General features: G+C 71.6%; 11 protein-coding genes, 1 tRNA gene and 1 pseudogene. 9 read left to right on the top strand and 4 right to left on the bottom strand.

Going from position 1 to position 15,736, the window contains the following annotated elements:
- Positions 1-3 precede the first annotated feature (3 nt).
- The 3 genes and pseudogenes from cydB to ACWCPM_RS03915 all read left to right on the top strand — a co-directional run bounded on the left by cydB (position 4) and on the right by ACWCPM_RS03915 (position 6,047).
- The gene (gene cydB / locus ACWCPM_RS03925) at positions 4-1,008 is read left to right on the top strand and encodes a cytochrome d ubiquinol oxidase subunit II (RefSeq protein WP_450974538.1); all 1,005 of its coding nucleotides are present in this window, start codon (positions 4-6) and stop codon (positions 1,006-1,008) included.
- Between the two features lie 51 nt (positions 1,009-1,059).
- On the top strand, positions 1,060-4,626 hold the full coding sequence (cydD, locus tag ACWCPM_RS03920) for a thiol reductant ABC exporter subunit CydD (RefSeq protein ID WP_450974537.1): 3,567 nt from the start codon (positions 1,060-1,062) through the stop codon (positions 4,624-4,626).
- Positions 4,627-4,989: 363 nt separating this feature from the next.
- A pseudogene (locus tag ACWCPM_RS03915) lies at positions 4,990-6,047 on the top strand (murein hydrolase activator EnvC family protein).
- A gap of 18 nt (positions 6,048-6,065) precedes the next feature.
- On the opposite strand, the gene ACWCPM_RS03910 reads toward ACWCPM_RS03915, so the two are convergent.
- The 4 genes from ACWCPM_RS03910 to ACWCPM_RS03895 form a co-directional block, all read right to left on the bottom strand.
- Positions 6,066-6,935, bottom strand: coding sequence for a Cof-type HAD-IIB family hydrolase (locus ACWCPM_RS03910; RefSeq protein ID WP_450974536.1), 870 nt, complete (start codon positions 6,933-6,935; stop codon positions 6,066-6,068).
- A gap of 118 nt (positions 6,936-7,053) precedes the next feature.
- Positions 7,054-7,956: an LLM class flavin-dependent oxidoreductase gene (locus ACWCPM_RS03905; protein WP_450974535.1), complete on the bottom strand. Its 903-nt coding sequence runs from the start codon at positions 7,954-7,956 to the stop codon at positions 7,054-7,056.
- Positions 7,957-8,079: 123 nt separating this feature from the next.
- A complete protein-coding gene (locus tag ACWCPM_RS03900) occupies positions 8,080-8,628 on the bottom strand; it encodes an RNA 2'-phosphotransferase (RefSeq protein WP_450974534.1) in 549 nt (182 codons plus the stop codon).
- Positions 8,629-8,847: 219 nt separating this feature from the next.
- Positions 8,848-10,605, bottom strand: coding sequence for an SDR family oxidoreductase (locus tag ACWCPM_RS03895; protein ID WP_450974533.1), 1,758 nt, complete (start codon positions 10,603-10,605; stop codon positions 8,848-8,850).
- Positions 10,606-11,144: 539 nt separating this feature from the next.
- On the opposite strand from ACWCPM_RS03895, the gene ACWCPM_RS03890 reads away from it, so the two are divergent.
- From ACWCPM_RS03890 to ACWCPM_RS03865, 6 genes are all read left to right on the top strand, one after another.
- Positions 11,145-12,164, top strand: coding sequence for an ABC transporter ATP-binding protein (locus ACWCPM_RS03890; RefSeq protein ID WP_450974651.1), 1,020 nt, complete (start codon positions 11,145-11,147; stop codon positions 12,162-12,164).
- Positions 12,154-13,062, top strand: coding sequence for an ABC transporter permease (locus ACWCPM_RS03885; protein ID WP_450974532.1), 909 nt, complete (start codon positions 12,154-12,156; stop codon positions 13,060-13,062). The genes ACWCPM_RS03890 and ACWCPM_RS03885 overlap by 11 nt, the downstream gene beginning before the upstream one ends.
- On the top strand, positions 13,059-13,970 hold the full coding sequence (locus ACWCPM_RS03880; protein ID WP_450974531.1) for an ABC transporter ATP-binding protein: 912 nt from the start codon (positions 13,059-13,061) through the stop codon (positions 13,968-13,970). Before ACWCPM_RS03885 ends, ACWCPM_RS03880 begins: the two co-directional genes overlap by 4 nt.
- Before the next feature lie 11 nt (positions 13,971-13,981).
- Positions 13,982-14,701 (top strand): ABC transporter permease subunit, encoded by a 720-nt coding sequence (locus ACWCPM_RS03875; protein WP_450974530.1) that lies wholly within the window; start codon positions 13,982-13,984, stop codon positions 14,699-14,701.
- A gap of 96 nt (positions 14,702-14,797) precedes the next feature.
- A complete protein-coding gene (locus ACWCPM_RS03870; RefSeq protein WP_450974529.1) occupies positions 14,798-15,079 on the top strand; it encodes an SGM_3592 family protein in 282 nt (93 codons plus the stop codon).
- Between the two features lie 268 nt (positions 15,080-15,347).
- A tRNA-Ser gene (locus tag ACWCPM_RS03865) sits at positions 15,348-15,435 on the top strand.
- Positions 15,436-15,736: the final 301 nt, after the last annotated feature.

Raw genomic sequence — 15,736 nt, 5'->3', positions numbered from 1 at the left:
GTCATGGAACTGCACGACGTCTGGTTCGTCCTGATCGCTGTCCTGTGGACCGGCTACTTCTTCCTCGAAGGCTTCGACTTCGGGGTCGGCGTCCTCACCAAGCTGCTGGCCCGTGACCGGCCGGAGAAGCGGGTGCTGATCAACACGATCGGTCCGGTGTGGGACGGCAACGAGGTGTGGCTGCTGTCGGCCGCCGGTGCCACCTTCGCGGCCTTCCCCGAGTGGTACGCGACGCTCTTCTCGGGCTTCTACCTGCCGCTGCTGCTGATCCTGGTCTGCCTGATCATCCGCGGCGTCGCCTTCGAGTACCGGGCCAAGCGGCCCGAGGAGAACTGGCAGCGCAACTGGGAGCACGCGATCTTCTGGTGCTCGCTGATCCCCGCGTTCCTCTGGGGTGTGGCCTTCGGCAACATCGTCGGAGGCGTGAAGATCGACCAGGACTTCGAGTACGTCGGTACCCTCGGTGACCTCCTCAACCCCTTCGCCCTGCTCGGCGGCCTGGTGACGCTCAGCCTGTTCACCTTCCACGGTGCGGTGTTCACGGCCCTGAAGACGGTCGGGGACATCAGGGAACGGGCCCGCAAGCTGGCGCTTCGGGTAGGACTGGCGACCGCCGTGCTGGCGTCGGTCTTCCTGCTCTGGACGCAGATCGAGGGCGGGAACGGCAAGAGCCTGGTCGCCCTGGTCGTGGCGGTGGCCGCGCTGGTCGTCGCGCTGGTGGCGAACCAGGCCGGACGTGAGGGCTGGTCGTTCGCCCTCTCCGGCGTCACCGTCGTCGCGGCCGTCGCGATGCTCTTCCTGTCGCTGTTCCCGAACGTCATGCCGTCCTCGCTCGACGAGGGCTGGAGCCTGACGGTCACCAACGCCTCGTCGAGCCCGTACACCCTGAAGATCATGACCTGGTGCGCGGTGATCGCCACACCGATCGTCCTGCTCTACCAGTCGTGGACGTACTGGGTGTTCCGCAAGCGGATCGGCACCCAGCACATCGCCGAACCCGCACACTGAGTCCGGCTGGGGTGTGTTTCACGTGAAACACACCCCATGGGCCTGAAGGGCATGTTTCACGTGAAACCCATCGATCCGCGTCTCCTGCGCTACGCCCGCGCCACCCGGCTGTTCCTCGTGACGGTCGTCGGTCTGGGTGCCGTCGGCGCCGGGCTCGTCATCGCTCAGGCCATGCTCATCGCCGAGACCGTCGTCGGCGCGTTCCAGCACGGGATGTCCGTCACCGAACTCCGGACCCCTCTCGCGCTGTTGGTGGCCGTCGCCTGCGGTCGCGCGCTGATCGCCTGGCTCACCGAACTCGCGGCGCACCGGGCCGGCGCAGCGGTGAAGTCGGAGCTCCGGGGACGACTGCTGGAGCGTTCCGCGCAGCTCGGCCCCGGCTGGCTGAGCGGGCAGCGCACCGGATCGCTGGTGGCCCTCGCCACGCGCGGGGTCGACGCTCTCGACGACTACTTCTCGCGCTATCTGCCCCAGCTGGGACTCGCCGTGGTCGTGCCGGTGGCCGTGCTGGCGCGGATCGTCACCGAGGACTGGGTCTCCGCCGCCATCATCGTCGGCACCCTGCCACTGATCCCGCTCTTCATGGTGCTGATCGGCTGGGCCACCCGGTCCCGGATGGACCGTCAGTGGCAGCTGCTCTCGCGGTTGTCCGGGCACTTCCTGGACGTCGTCGCGGGGTTGCCGACCCTCAAGGTGTTCGGCCGGGCCAAGGCCCAGGCCGAGTCGATCAAGCGGATCACCGGTGAGTACCGGCAGGCCACGATGAGGACGCTGCGTATCGCGTTCCTGTCGTCGTTCGCGCTGGAACTGCTGGCCACGATCTCCGTCGCGCTGGTCGCCGTGACGATCGGCATGCGGCTGGTGCACGGTGAGATGGACCTGTACATCGGCCTGGTCATCCTGATCCTCGCGCCGGAGGCCTATCTGCCGCTGCGGCAGGTGGGTGCGCAGTATCACGCGGCGGCCGAAGGGCTCGCCGCGGCCGAGGAGATCTTCAAGGTCCTGGAGACGCCCGCGCCGGCGTCGGGGACCCGGACCCCGCCGGCGGGTGCGCTGTCCTTCGAGAACGTGACCGTCCGGTACCCGGGCCGCACCACGGACGCCGTGTCCGACGTGACCTTCGAGGTCGCGCCGGGGGAGACGGTCGCGCTCGTCGGGCCGAGCGGCGTGGGCAAGTCGACGCTGCTGAACGCGCTGCTCGGGTTCGTGCGTCCGGCCGAGGGGCGGGTGCGGATCGGGGGAGTGGATCTCGCCGAGGTGGACCTGAAGCGGTGGCGATCGCGGATCGCCTGGGTGCCGCAGCGGCCGCACCTGTTCGCCGGGACGATCGCCGAGAACGTACGCCTGTCCCGCCCTGACGCGGACGACGCGGCCGTGCGCCGGGCGTTGGGGGAGGCGGGAGCGCTCGCCTTCGTGGAGGCCCTGCCGCAGGGTGCCCGTACCGTCCTCGGTGAGGGCGGGGCAGGTCTGTCCGCCGGGCAGCGGCAGCGACTCGCGCTCGCTCGGGCTTTCCTCGCGGACCGGCCCGTGCTGGTGCTCGACGAGCCGACGGCCGCCCTCGACGGGGAGACGGAGGCCGAAGTCGTCGCGGCCGTGGGCCGCTTGGCGGCCGGGCGGACCGTGCTGCTGGTGGTGCACAGGCCGGCGCTGCTGCATGTGGCGGACCGCGTCGTCCGGCTGGACGAGGCGCAGCGGGTGACGGGAACCGGCGAGGCCGCCTCCCTCACCGGTGCGGCCACGGAACTGCTCACCGGCCGGACGCCGGCACTCAACGGCCGGACGCTGGAGGTCGACGGCCCGGCCGTCACGGACCCGGCCCCTGAGGCGCCTGGGGAGACGTCTGGCACCGGTCCCGCGAAGGACGGTCGCGGTGGCGTCCTCGCCCGCGTCCGGGCCCTGTCCGGTGCGCGGCGTGGACGGTTCGGCCTCGCGCTGCTGCTCGGCAGCCTCGCCCTCGGCAGCGCCGTGGGACTCATGGCCACCTCCGGGTGGCTGATCTCCCGGGCCTCCGAGCACCCGCCCGTGCTGTATCTGATGGTCGCCGTGACCGCCACACGTGCCTTCGGTATCGGGCGGGCGGTGTTCCGGTACGCGGAGCGGCTCGTCTCCCACGACGCGGCGCTGCGGATGCTGGCCGAGACCCGGGTGGCCGTCTACCGGCGGCTGGAACGGCTGGCGCCCGCGGGGCTGCGCCGGACCCGCCGGGGCGACCTGCTGTCGCGGCTCGTCGCCGATGTGGACGCGCTGCAGGACTACTGGCTCAGGTGGCTGCTGCCCGCGGGGGCCGCGGTCGCCGTCTCCACGGCCGCCGCAGGTTTCACCGGTTGGCTGCTGCCCGAGGCCGGGGTGGTGCTCGCCGTCGGGCTGGTCGCGGCCGGGGCCGGCGTGCCGCTGCTCACCGCCGCGGTGGCGCGGCGTGCGGAACGCAGGCTGGCGCCCGCCCGAGGTGTGCTGGCGACGCGCGTGGCAGATCTGCTCACCGGCACCGCGGAGCTCGATGTCGCCGGTGCCCTGCCCGCGCGTATCGCCGAGACACGGCAGGCCGACGCCGCGCTCACCAGGATCGCCTCGCGGGCGGCCACCGCCACCGCGCTCGGCGACGGGCTCACCGCGCTGATCTCCGGGCTGACCGTCACCGCTGCCGCCCTCGTCGGTGCCCAGGCGGTGGCGGACGGCCGGCTGGGCGGCGTCGCCATGGCGACCGTCGTGCTCACCCCGCTGGCCGCCTTCGAGGCCGTGCTCGGGATGCCGCTCGCGGCACAGTTCCGGCAGCGGGTACGCAAGAGCGCCGAGCGGGTCCATGAGGTGCTGGACGCCCCCGAGCCGGTACGCGAACCGGCGAGGCCGCGACAGGCGCCCGCGTCGCCGTTCCCGCTCGCCGTCAAGGACCTGGCGGCCCGGCACGCCGGGCAGGACCGGGACGCGCTCGCCGGGCTCGACCTCACGCTCGACAAGGGTCGCCGGATCGCCGTGGTCGGCGCGTCCGGGTCCGGCAAGACGACGCTGGCGCAAGTGCTGCTGCGCTTCCTGGACGCGGACGCCGGCTCCTACACGCTGGGCGGCGTGGACGCCCACGCCCTGGACGGTGACGACGTACGGCGGCTGGTCGGTCTGTGCGCGCAGGACGCGCATCTCTTCGACAGCTCGGTGCGTGAGAACCTGCTGCTGGCCCGCCGGGACGCGGCTGAGGACGAGCTGCGGGACGTGCTCCGGCGGACCCGGTTGCTCGACTGGGCCGAGGGCCTGCCCGACGGTCTCGACACGTTCGTCGGGGAACACGGCGCACGGCTTTCCGGCGGTCAGCGGCAGCGGCTGGCGCTTGCCCGGGCGCTGCTCGCCGACTTCCCCGTCCTCGTCCTCGACGAGCCCGCCGAGCACCTGGACCTGCCGACGGCCGACGCGCTCACCGCGGATCTGCTGGCCGCGACCGAGGGCCGTACGACCCTGCTCATCACCCACCGGCTGGCCGGGCTGGCGGCCGTGGACGAGGTGCTCGTGCTGGACGAGGGCCGTGTGGTGCAGCACGGGCCGTATGCGGAACTGGCCGCGGTGGAGGGACCGTTGCGGGCCATGGCGGAGCGGGAGGCGGCGGCGGACCTGCTGGTGAAGGTGGCGTAGCCGACCGGTGCGTCGACCGTGCTCCCCGCATCGCACGGGAAGTTCTCGTGCCGACTGCTTCACCGACGTACGGGGCGAACAGCGAGGCCGCCGCAGTGCCGTGATGTGGCGGACGCCGGTCCGATCGACGGCTTCGCGGTACCCCGACGCCCGTTGCGCCCGACGGGCTCGGCGGTGTCCCGATGCCTGTTGCGTCCGACGGGCTCGGCGGTGTCCCGATGCCTGTTGCGCCCGACGGGCAGTCAGACTCCGGCCGTCCTCACCCTGTTCGGCCGTACCGCTGCTCCATACGGGCCGCTTCGGTCCCCCATGCGTACGACTCCGGCAGGGCGTCGTGCCGTCGTGCGGGCCAGGATCGCTGGCATGCGCTCATCCCGCCGCCCTCGCCGGCTCGTTCCGGCGCTGCTCTGCGCGCTTGCCGTGCTCGCCGCCAGGCCCACCGAGACGCCCGGAGGCGGCCTGGCCCGGGGCGGTGCCGATCCCGGCGTCAGCACCGAGGTGGCACGGTTGTACGAGGACGCGGCCACGGCCACCCGGCAGTACGAGGAGGGGCGGCGTGTGGCCAAGGCCCAGCGCAAGCGCGCGGCCGAGCTGGACAGGCTCCTCGACCGTGAACGCCGGCAGCTCGCCGTTCTGCGCGAGGACCTGGGGCGGCTCGCGCGTGCCCAGTACCGCAGCGGCGGGGACGTGCCGCTCAGCGCGCGAGTGCTCCTCGGGGACGATCCCGACGGCCTGGTGCGCGGTCAGCAGGCGCGCAAGCAGGCGAGCACCGCGCTCGACAAGGCGATCAGCAGAAGTCGTGGCGCTGAGGCCCGGCTCCTGGCGGACGAGGCCAGGGCCGCGGTGGAGTGGAAGGCGCTGGAGCGGCGGAACGCCGAACTTGTGGCGCTGAAGAGCGGCATCGAGCACAAACTCGAAAAGGCCCGCCGGAGGTTGCAGGCGGAGGCCGACACATCGGCCGCCTCGGGCACCTGCCGGCGTGCGGCCCGGATCGACCGGCCGGACCGGTCCTTCAAGCGGGCGTGGGTGGCGCCGGTGGAGAAGTACTGGCTGTCGGCGCGGTTCGGCAGCGGCGGGAAGCGGTGGGCGAACAGGCACACCGGGCAGGACTTCGCGGTGCCGATCGGTACGCCGGTGCGGTCGGTGGGCGGCGGCCGGGTCGTCAAGGTCTCCTGCGGCGGTGCCTTCGGTATCCAGATCGTGGTCGCCCACCCTGGCGGCTACTACACCCAGTACGCCCTCTCGCGTCGGTCGCGGTCGGCCAGGGGGACACCGTGGTGCCCGGGCAGTCGATCGCGCAGTCCGGTACGACGGGCAACTCGACCGGCCCCCACCTGCACTTCGAGGTGCGGGTCACTCCGGAACTGGGGTCGGGGGTGGACCCGGTGCCGTGGCTGGCGGCACGGGGGGTCCACCTCTGACCACGATGACGTCCGAGGTCAGAGCCGTTCCGCGAGCATCCGCTCGATCACGACCGCGACCCCGTCGTCGTTGTTGGCGACGGTCCGGCCCGAAGCCGCGGCGAGGACGTCCGGGTGGGCGTTGCCCATGGCGTAGGACCGGCCGGCCCAGGTGAGCATCTCGACGTCGTTGGGCATGTCGCCGAAGGCGACGACCTCCTCGTGGGAGATACCGCGCTCGGCGCAGCACAGGGCGAGCGTGCTGGCCTTGGAGACACCGGGGCCGCTGATCTCCAGCAGGGCGCTGGGGCTGGACCGGGTGACGTCGGCGCGATCGCCGATGGCGAGGCGGGCCAGGCCGAGGAAGGCGTCCGGGTCGATCTCCGGGTGGAAGGCGAGGATCTTGAGGACGGGCTCGCCCGCCCCCGGGGCGTCCGGCGCCAGCAGACGCTCGGCCGGGGCGCGGGTGTCGGGGGTCTCCATGTGCAGCTTGGGATAGTCCGGCTCCTGGTGGAAGCCGTACGTCTGCTCCACCGCGTACACCGTTCCCGGAGCCGCGTCACGCAGCAGCCGTACGGCGTCCAGCGCGTTCTCCCGGGCCAGCTCCCGCACCTTCACGAACCGGTGTGTGCCCGGTCCGCCGTGCAGGTCGACCACGGCCGCGCCGTTGCCGCAGATCGCGAGGCCGTGACCGTGGACGTGGTCACTGACGACGTCCATCCAGCGGGCCGGGCGGCCGGTGACGAAGAAGACCTCGATGCCCGCCTCCTCGGCCGCCGCGAGGGCGGCGATCGTGCGGGGGGACACCGACTTGTCGTCCCGGAGCAGCGTGCCGTCGAGGTCGGTGGCGATCAGCCGGGGCGGAACCGCGGCTGCCGGGGTCTCGGGCTGTCGAGTCGCTGAGGTCACCCGGCCATTCTCGCGCACGCCCCCGCACGGGTGTGCGGGAGCCCGCGCACATGCGGACGCACCGCCCCCACCTGCGACGTTTCCCGCGATCCGCTCAGGCCGACGGGGGAGATCCGGATCAGCCCAGCTGTCCCGGAGCCTCCATCGCGATCTGCTCGAAGACCTTCTCGTCCGTGGCGAAGTCCGAGTCCGGGATGGGCCAGTGGATCACGATCTCGGTGAAGCCCAGCGCCTGATGACGCCCCGCGAAGTCCACGAACGCGTCGAGGGACCCCAGCGGCCGGTTGCGGTCGGGGGTGAACCCGGTGAGGAGGATCTTGTCCATGCCGTGGGCGTCGCGGCCGATCTCGGCGCAGGCGTCGGCGAGCCGCTCGGTCTGCAGGCGCAACGCCTGAACCGACTGCTCGGGCGTGCCCTCCTCGTAGAGCTTCGGGTCGCCGGTCGTCACCCACGCCTGCCCATGACGTGCGGCGAGCCTCAGACCGCGCGGGCCGGTCGCGGCCACCGCGAACGGCAGCCGGGGGCGCTGCACACAGCCCGGGATGTTGCGCGCCTCGTGCGCTGCGTAGTGGTCGCCCTTGTAGGACACCGCGTCCTCGGTGAGCAGGCGGTCCAGCAGGGGCAGGAACTCGCCGAAGCGGTCGGCACGTTCCTTCGGGGTCCAGGCCTCCTGGCCGAGCGCGGTGGCGTCGAAGCCGGTGCCGCCCGCTCCTATGCCGAGCGTGATCCGGCCACCGGAGATGTCGTCGAGGGAGATCAGTTCCTTGGCGAGGGTGACGGGGTGCCGGAAGTTCGGTGAGGTGACCAGGGTGCCCAGCCGCATACCGTCGGTGACTGCGGCGGCCGCGGTCAGGGTCGGCACGGCACCGAACCACGGGCCGTCCCGGAAGCTGCGCCAGGACAGGTGGTCGTAGGTGTACGCGGTGTGGAAGCCGAGCTGCTCGGCGCGCTGCCAGGCCGCACGGCCGCCCTCGTGCCAACGGCGGTACGGGAGGATCACAGTGCTCAGGCGCAGACTCATGGACCCGAGCCTAAGCGGCCTTCCCTGTTCCACGTGAAACTGTCACCGCACGTGGTGACTCGGCCACGGAGCCAGGGGCAGCGGGGCCGGTCACAGGGCCAGGGGCGGCGGGGCCGGCCTCCGTCAGTGCCGCTCGGGAAAGCGCAGGTACTCCGGTGGCACGGCCTTGGTCAGCCACACGCCGTTCGCGCTGACCTGGAACACATGGCCGTCGCGGTGCATCGCGCCCGCGTCCACCGACAGCACCACGGGCCGGCCGCGGCGGGCGCCGACACGGGTCGCGGTCTCGCGGTCGGCGGAGAGGTGCACGTCGTGGCGGCGCATGGGCCGCAGCCCCTCGGCGCGGATCACGTCCAGAGTGCCGATCGCGGTGCCGTGGTACAGGTAAGCCGGCGGGGTCGCCGGGGGCAGTCCGAGGTCGACCTCGACGCTGTGGCCCTGGCTGGCGCGTATCCGCGTGCCGTCGACGGCGAAACGCTTCTTGTCGTTCGCCGCGACCACATGGTCCAGCTCCTCGCGGGTGAACCGGAAGCCGTGCGCGGTCGCCGCCGCGATCAGCGTCTCGATCTCGATCCAGCCGCCCTCGTCGAGCGTCAGCCCGATCCCCTCGGGTTGGTGGCGCAGGTGCTTCGCGAGATACTTCGACACCTTCACAGTGCGTCTTTCGTCCATGCTCCCAGCGTGCCGGGCGAGACGTGGATCACGCACTTGATTTTGCTCCACAGGTTTGATCCACAACCAACTTGAGTTGTCCACAGGGCAATTGACGGGCCTGTGGACAACCGCTCATGACCATCAGGGGCTTGGTCAATATTTGTACCCTTTGGTCCATTTGATGCCGAGCTGTGTACCGGGCGAGCGGACGCGGGCGCCGTACGACAGATGCCCCGCTCACCACCGCGGGTCCACCCGGGCGATCCTGCGCAGCACGCCCGGCATGAACCGCGCCATCAGATACGCCCCACGCGCCTCCGGAGTCACCGCGACCACCGCCTCGTCGCGCACCACCGCCCGCAGAATCGCGGCGGCGACCTTCTCCGGCGGATAGTTCCGCATCCCGTACAGCCGTGCGGCCCGCTTCCGGCGCCGCTTCTCCTCCGCCGCGTCCACGCCCACGAAGCGCGCCGTCGAGGTGATACCGGTGTTGACGAAGCCGGGGCAGATCGCCGTGACACCGATGCCCCGGCCGGCGAGTTCCGCGCGCAGGCACTCGCTCAGCATCAGCACGGCGGCTTTCGAGGTGCTGTAGGCGGGCAGCGTCCGGGAGGGCTGGAACGCCGCCGCCGAGGCGATGTTGACGATGTGGCCGCCCTGCCCGCGCTCGGCCATCCGACGGCCGAAGATCCGGCAGCCGTGGATCACGCCCCACAGGTTGACGTCGAGGACCTTGCGCCAGTCCTCCGAGGTGGTGTCCAGGAAGGCCCCGGACAGGCCGATCCCGGCGTTGTTCACCAGCACGTCCACGACGCCGTACTCCGACGCGACCCTCTCCGCGAGCTTCTCCATCGCCTGCTCGTCGGCGACGTCGACGGTCTCGGCACAGGACTGCGGCGCACCGATCAGACGGGACATCTCGGCGGTCCCGGCCGCTCCCTCCGCGTCCCGGTCGACGGCGACCACCCGCGCTCCGGCCTCCGCGAACGCCAACGCCGTGGCCCTTCCGATGCCGCTGCCCGCGCCCGTGACCAGCACGAGCTGCCCGCCGAAACGGTCCGCGTGCCGGCCCGTCGCCTCGATCACCGGCCTGCCTCCCTCGTTGGCGATCACGAACTCCCCGACCCAGGCGGCCAGCTGGTCCGGACGGCTGCGCGGGATCCAGTGCCGGGCGGGCAGCGTTCGCCGGGTCAGCCGCGGAGCCCATCGCTCCAGTCCGTCGTAGATGCGCTCCGAGAGGAACGCGTCGCCCTGGGGTGTGACGAGCTGCACGGGAGCGTGCGCGTAGGCGTCAAGGCGGGGCCTGCGCAGTCGTCGCCGCACGTTGTCGCGGTACAGCCATGCCCCGTGCGCCGCGTCCGTGCGCAGGGACGCGGTCGGATACCCGTCGCCCGGGACCCTCTCCATGAGCTCCAGGACGCGCGGCCAGTGGGTGCCGAGGGGGCCCCGCCAGGCCAGCTCGGGCAGGACGGGTGTGTGCAGCAGGTACACGTACCAGGACTTGGCGCCCTGGCCGAGGAGCTGGCCGACCCGGCGCGGGGTGGGGCGCCTGATCCGCTGCTTGATCCAGTGCCCGAAGTGGTCGAGGGACGGGCCGGACATCGAGGTGAACGACGCGATCCGGCCCTCGGTGCGCCGGACGGTGACGAACTCCCATGCCTGCACCGAGCCCCAGTCGTGCCCCACGACGTGCACCGGACGGTCCGGGCTCACCGTGTCCACGACGGCCAGGAAGTCGTCCGTCAGCTTCTCCAGGGTGAAGCCGCCGCGCAGCGGTCGCGGTGCCGTCGACCGGCCGTGGCCCCGGACGTCGTACAGCACGACGTGGAAGCGGCCGGCCAGGCGGTTCGCGACCTCGGACCACACCTCCTTGCTGTCCGGGTAGCCGTGCACCAGGACGACCGTCGGCCGCTCCGGATCGCCCAGCTCGGCCACGCACAGCTCGATCCCGCCCGTGCGCACCCGGCGCTCCCGCGCGTCCGCGAGCATCGTCATCTCTCCTCCGCCCGTCGCCGCACTCCCCCACGTGCGAAAGCGCTCACGCGGGGGGACCTCCACGGCAGTTCGTCGAACGCCGTGCGGTCGCCGAACCGGGCGAACGGCGGAGGGAACCTGTCGCGCAGGCCCCGCTCGCGCGGCCCCTCCCGCTGCGTCCGCGCCGCCTCATGCCCGGTCACGCCCGGCCGCGTCAGGGCGGCCACGGACCGCTCGCACGCATGGGCGAGGCGCCGCACCTTCCGGAACCCGCGCAGCTCCGTCGAGCGTTCACTGGTCACTGCCGTCGCCATGGCACCCGTCCGGCTGGTCGCGGTACGTGCTCGTCACTTGACATCGGTGAATGTGGCAGTTGTTAGAGGATCCGTCAACAGGCCCGTGCCGGCCTGCCTGCGACCGCACGGATGCGGACAACTCTGACGTGCGGTTCGACCTTCAGGGTGACCCTCGGGGTCCCGTAATACTCGAGAGTGACGTGAAGACTGCTCTGGGGTCTGACGACGCGCATGGCCCTCGTCGCTACCGTCGTGGACGTGACTGTGATCGCGACCGAAAGCCTGAGCAAGCGGTTCCCCCGGGTGACCGCTCTTGACCGGCTCTCCGTGGACGTCGGGCCCGGTGTGACCGGACTCGTCGGAGCCAATGGAGCCGGCAAGTCCACACTGATCAAGATCCTGCTGGGTCTGTCCCCCGCCACCGAGGGCCGCGCCGAAGTGCTCGGACTCGATGTCGCCACCGAGGGCGCCGCCATCCGCGAGCGCGTGGGGTACATGCCGGAGCACGACTGTCTGCCGCCCGACGTCTCGGCCACCGAGTTCGTCGTCCACATGGCGCGCATGTCCGGCCTGCCGCCCACCGCGGCGCGCGAGCGCACCGCGGACACGCTGCGCCACGTCGGCCTGTACGAGGAGCGCTACCGCCCCATCGGCGGCTACTCCACGGGCATGAAGCAGCGCGTCAAGCTGGCGCAGGCCCTGGTCCACGACCCGCAGCTGGTCTTCCTGGACGAGCCGACGAACGGCCTCGACCCGGTCGGCCGTGACGAGATGCTCGGCCTGATCCGCCGGATCCACACCGACTTCGGCATCTCCGTGCTGGTCACCTCGCACCTGCTGGGCGAGCTGGAACGCACCTGCGACCACGTCGTCGTGGTCGACGGCGGCAAGCTCCTGCGCTCCAGCTCCACCAGGGACTTCACGCAGACCACGACGACCCTCGCCATCGAGGTCACCGACACCGACGAGCACCCGGACGGCACCCGCGCGGTGCGCGACGCGCTCCAGGAGCGCGGGGTGACCGTCGCCGCCGGCAGCGGACTGCCCGGCGCCGGCCACGTCCTGCTGCTCACCGCGAAGGGCGAGGAGACCTACGACCTGGTCCGGGACACGGTCGCCGACCTCGGTCTGGGCCTGGTGCGCATGGAGCAGCGCCGCCACCAGATCTCCGAGGTCTTCACCACCGACACGGGTACCGACACGGGCACCGACGCCGACACCGGCACGGACACCGGCACCGACAGCGACGAGCAGCGGAAGGAGGCGGTCCGCCATGGCGGTTGAGCAGCCCGTACCCACGGCACCGGGTGACCAGACCCGCATCCACAACATCGGCTACCGCACGTACGACGGCCCGCGCCTCGGCCGCGCCTACGCCCGCCGATCCCTCTACTCGCAGTCCCTGCGCGGCTCCTACGGCCTCGGCCGCTCGGTGAAGTCCAAGGTGCTGCCGATGCTGCTGTTCGTGGTGATGTGCGTACCGGCGGCCATCATGGTCGCCGTCGCGGTCGCCACCAAGGCCAACGACCTGCCCGTGGACTACACGCGCTACGCGGTCATCATGCAGGCCGTGATCAGCCTGTACCTCGCCTCGCAGGCACCCCAGTCCGTCTCGCGCGACCTGCGCTTCAAGACCGTTCCGCTGTACTTCTCGCGACCGATCGAGACCGCCGACTACGTACGCGCCAAGTACACCGCCCTGGCCTCGGCGCTGTTCATCCTCACCGCCACCCCGCTGCTCGTCCTCTACGCGGGCGCGCTGCTGGCCAAGCTCGACTTCGCGGACCAGACCAAGGGTTTCGCACAGGGACTGGTCTCCGTGGCGCTGCTCTCGCTGCTCTTCGCCGGAATCGGCCTGGTCATCGCCTCGGTCACACCACGGCGAGGCTTCGGTATCGCGGCCGTGATCGCCGTGCTGACCATCTCCTCCGGCGCGGTCTCCACCCTGCAGGCCATCGCGGACGTGCAGGGAACCTCGGAAGCGATCGCCTGGATCGGTCTCTTCTCGCCGATCACCCTCGTCGACGGAGTGCAGTCCGCGTTCCTCGGCGCGGAATCGGTGTTCCCCGGCGGAGTCGGCCCCTCGAACGCCGAGGGCGTCGTCTACGTCGCCGTCGCCCTGGGTCTGATCGCCGCGTGCTACGGCCTCCTGGTGCGCCGCTACAAGAAGGTGGGACTGTGACCACGCTCTCCCTCGACCATGTCTCCCGCTGGTTCGGCAACGTGGTCGCCGTCAACGACATCACCATGACGATCGGCCCCGGTGTCACCGGCCTGCTCGGCCCCAACGGCGCCGGGAAGTCCACGCTGATCAACATGATGGGCGGCTTCCTGGCCCCCTCCACCGGCACCGTCACCCTCGACGGAGAGGCGGTGTGGCGCAACGAGCAGATCTACAAGAAGATCGGCATCGTCCCCGAGCGCGAGGCGATGTACGACTTCCTCACCGGCCGCGAGTTCGTCGTCGCCAACGCCGAGCTGCACGGTCTGGGCGCCAAGGCGGCGCAGAGGGCCCTCGCGACGGTCGAGATGGAGTACGCGCAGGACCGCAAGATCGCCACGTACTCCAAGGGCATGCGCCAGCGCGTGAAGATGGCGTCCGCCCTGGTCCACGAGCCGTCGCTGCTGCTGCTCGACGAGCCCTTCAACGGCATGGACCCGCGCCAGCGGATGCAGCTGATGGACCTGCTGCGGCGGATGGGCGACGAGGGCCGCACGGTGCTGTTCTCCTCCCACATCCTCGAAGAGGTCGAGCAACTGGCCTGGCACATCGAGGTCGTGGTCGCCGGCCGGCACGCGGCCAGCGGCGACTTCCGCAAGATCCGCCGCCTGATGACCGACCGGCCGCACCGCTACCTGGTGCGTTCCAGCGACGACCGCGCACTCGCGGCCGCGCTGATCGCCGACCCGTCGACGTCCGGCATCGAAGTGGACCTCACCGAGGGCGCGTTGCGCATCCAGGCCGTCGACTTCGGCCGCTTCACCGCCCTGCTGCCGCGGGTGGCCCGGGACCACGGCATCCGTCTGCTGACGGTCTCGCCGTCCGACGAGTCCCTCGAGTCCGTGTTCTCGTATCTGGTCACGGCGTAGGAGGCCGAAGAATGTACGACCCCACAGTCGCCCGCCTCACCTACCGGGCCCTGCTCGGCCGGCGCCGGGCCCTCATCCTCGGCGCCCTGCCCCTGCTGCTGATCGCGATCTCCGTGGCCGTGCGCGCCCTCGCCGGCGCCGACGACCAGACGGCGGCCGACCTGCTGGGCGGGCTCGCGCTGGCCACGATGGTGCCGATCATCGGCGTCATCGCGGGCACGGGCGCGATCGGCCCGGAGATCGACGACGGCTCGGTGGTGTATCTGCTGTCCAAGCCCGTGAAGCGGCCGACGATCATCTTCACCAAGCTGATCGTGGCCATCGCGGTGACGATGGTGTTCTCCGCGGTGCCCACGCTGATCGCGGGCTTCATCCTGAACGGCAACAGCCAGCAGGTCGCCGTCGCCTACACGGTGGCCGCGCTGGTCGCCTCCATCGCCTACGCCGCGCTGTTCCTGCTGCTGGGCACGGTGTCCCGGCACGCGGTGGTCTTCGGCCTGGTCTACGCACTGGTCTGGGAGGCGCTGTTCGGCTCCCTGGTGGCCGGTGCGCGCACGCTCAGCGTCCAGCAGTGGTCGCTGGCCGTGGCCCACGAGGTCGGCAACGGCGAACTGATCACCTCGGACGTCGGGCTGACGACGGCGACGGTGCTGCTGGCCGTGGTCACCGTCCTCGCCACCTGGTACGCGGGGCAGAAGCTGCGGTCGCTGACGCTGGCCGGCGAGGAGTGACATGACCTCGGACGGTGGGGCCCTCGTTCCTGACGGGGGCCTCACCTCGCCCCGGCCACACTGGACGGACGGTGACGCACGGCTGGAGGTACGGGCATGACGGAGGAGACGCCCCAGCACGAGGATCGCGGGCGCTCGGGCGACGAGGTGAGCGACGCCGCAGGCAACGAACCGGGTGCGGGCGACGGTTGGGACGACATCGTCCTGGACGAGGACTTCGTCCGGGCCGCCGGTGCCTCGGAGCCCTCGGCCCGCGCCCGCATGCTCACCGAGCGCTGGCGACGGGACGAGCCCGAGCCGCAGCCGTGGCGCTCGGAAGAACCGCCCGCCGGGTGGTTCTTCAGCAAGGCCCGTCGGCGCTGGTGGCGCCGCCGGTAGCGGGGACCGGCTCCCTCGTTAATCAGTGGCGGTCGACTCGGCGTACGGGCAGAGTGAGGGTGTCCCCGACGCCGGGTCAGACCGGCGGCCACGTACTGGGAGAGGAGCCGGACGATGTCCCTGCACGGCAGTACGTCCAGCTCCCGTCAGGGCAGCCGAAGGGCTCCGGAGTAGTCGCCACCGCTCCGCCGAGCTCGCCCCGCAGGGGGAGCTGCCCGGGGCGGCCGCTTCGAGCACGCGATGTCGCTCTCGCGTGGGCCGCCCACCCGGAGGATTGGCCGAGTGGTAAGGCACCGGCTTGCTAAGCCGTGGTCGGGCCGGAAGAGCCCGCGCACGTTCGATCCGTGCATCCTCCGCCGCACCGTACGCCCCGGCACCCGCCCGGTCCGGGGCCGAACCGAACCGACAGCGAACGGGACAGGAACCGCCGCGGGGCCGATCCAGCCCTGAGCGGCACCTGTCCCGACCGGCACCCGCCCCGAGCCGGATGCCGCATGGCGTCGGATCACACAGCCCGGTACCGAAGACCCGGTACCGAGCCGGTCCGGCCCCCGGTCGTACCGAAGACCCGGTACCGAAGACCGCACGTATCCCGGCACCGAACGACCGGCACCGAACGACCGGCACGGAACGACCGGCACGGAACGACCGGCACGC

It is taken from the genome of Streptomyces sp. NPDC002309, assembly GCF_053593375.1.
This window is presented reverse-complemented; position numbering and strand designations above follow the sequence as displayed.

Bases quoted from the DNA above. Each gene is read 5' to 3' on its own strand.
- ACWCPM_RS03895 (WP_450974533.1), bottom strand. From the start codon at position 10,605: ATGACGATGCTCGCGGACGCGCGGGAGCGCCGGGTGCGCACGGGCGGG.
- ACWCPM_RS03885 (WP_450974532.1), top strand. From the start codon at position 12,154: ATGGCGGTTGAGCAGCCCGTACCCACGGCACCGGGTGACCAGACCCGC.
- cydD (WP_450974537.1), top strand. From the start codon at position 1,060: ATGTTTCACGTGAAACCCATCGATCCGCGTCTCCTGCGCTACGCCCGC.
- ACWCPM_RS03870 (WP_450974529.1), top strand. From the start codon at position 14,798: ATGACGGAGGAGACGCCCCAGCACGAGGATCGCGGGCGCTCGGGCGAC.
- ACWCPM_RS03900 (WP_450974534.1), bottom strand. From the start codon at position 8,628: ATGGACGAAAGACGCACTGTGAAGGTGTCGAAGTATCTCGCGAAGCAC.
- ACWCPM_RS03905 (WP_450974535.1), bottom strand. From the start codon at position 7,956: ATGAGTCTGCGCCTGAGCACTGTGATCCTCCCGTACCGCCGTTGGCAC.
- ACWCPM_RS03875 (WP_450974530.1), top strand. From the start codon at position 13,982: ATGTACGACCCCACAGTCGCCCGCCTCACCTACCGGGCCCTGCTCGGC.
- cydB (WP_450974538.1), top strand. From the start codon at position 4: ATGGAACTGCACGACGTCTGGTTCGTCCTGATCGCTGTCCTGTGGACC.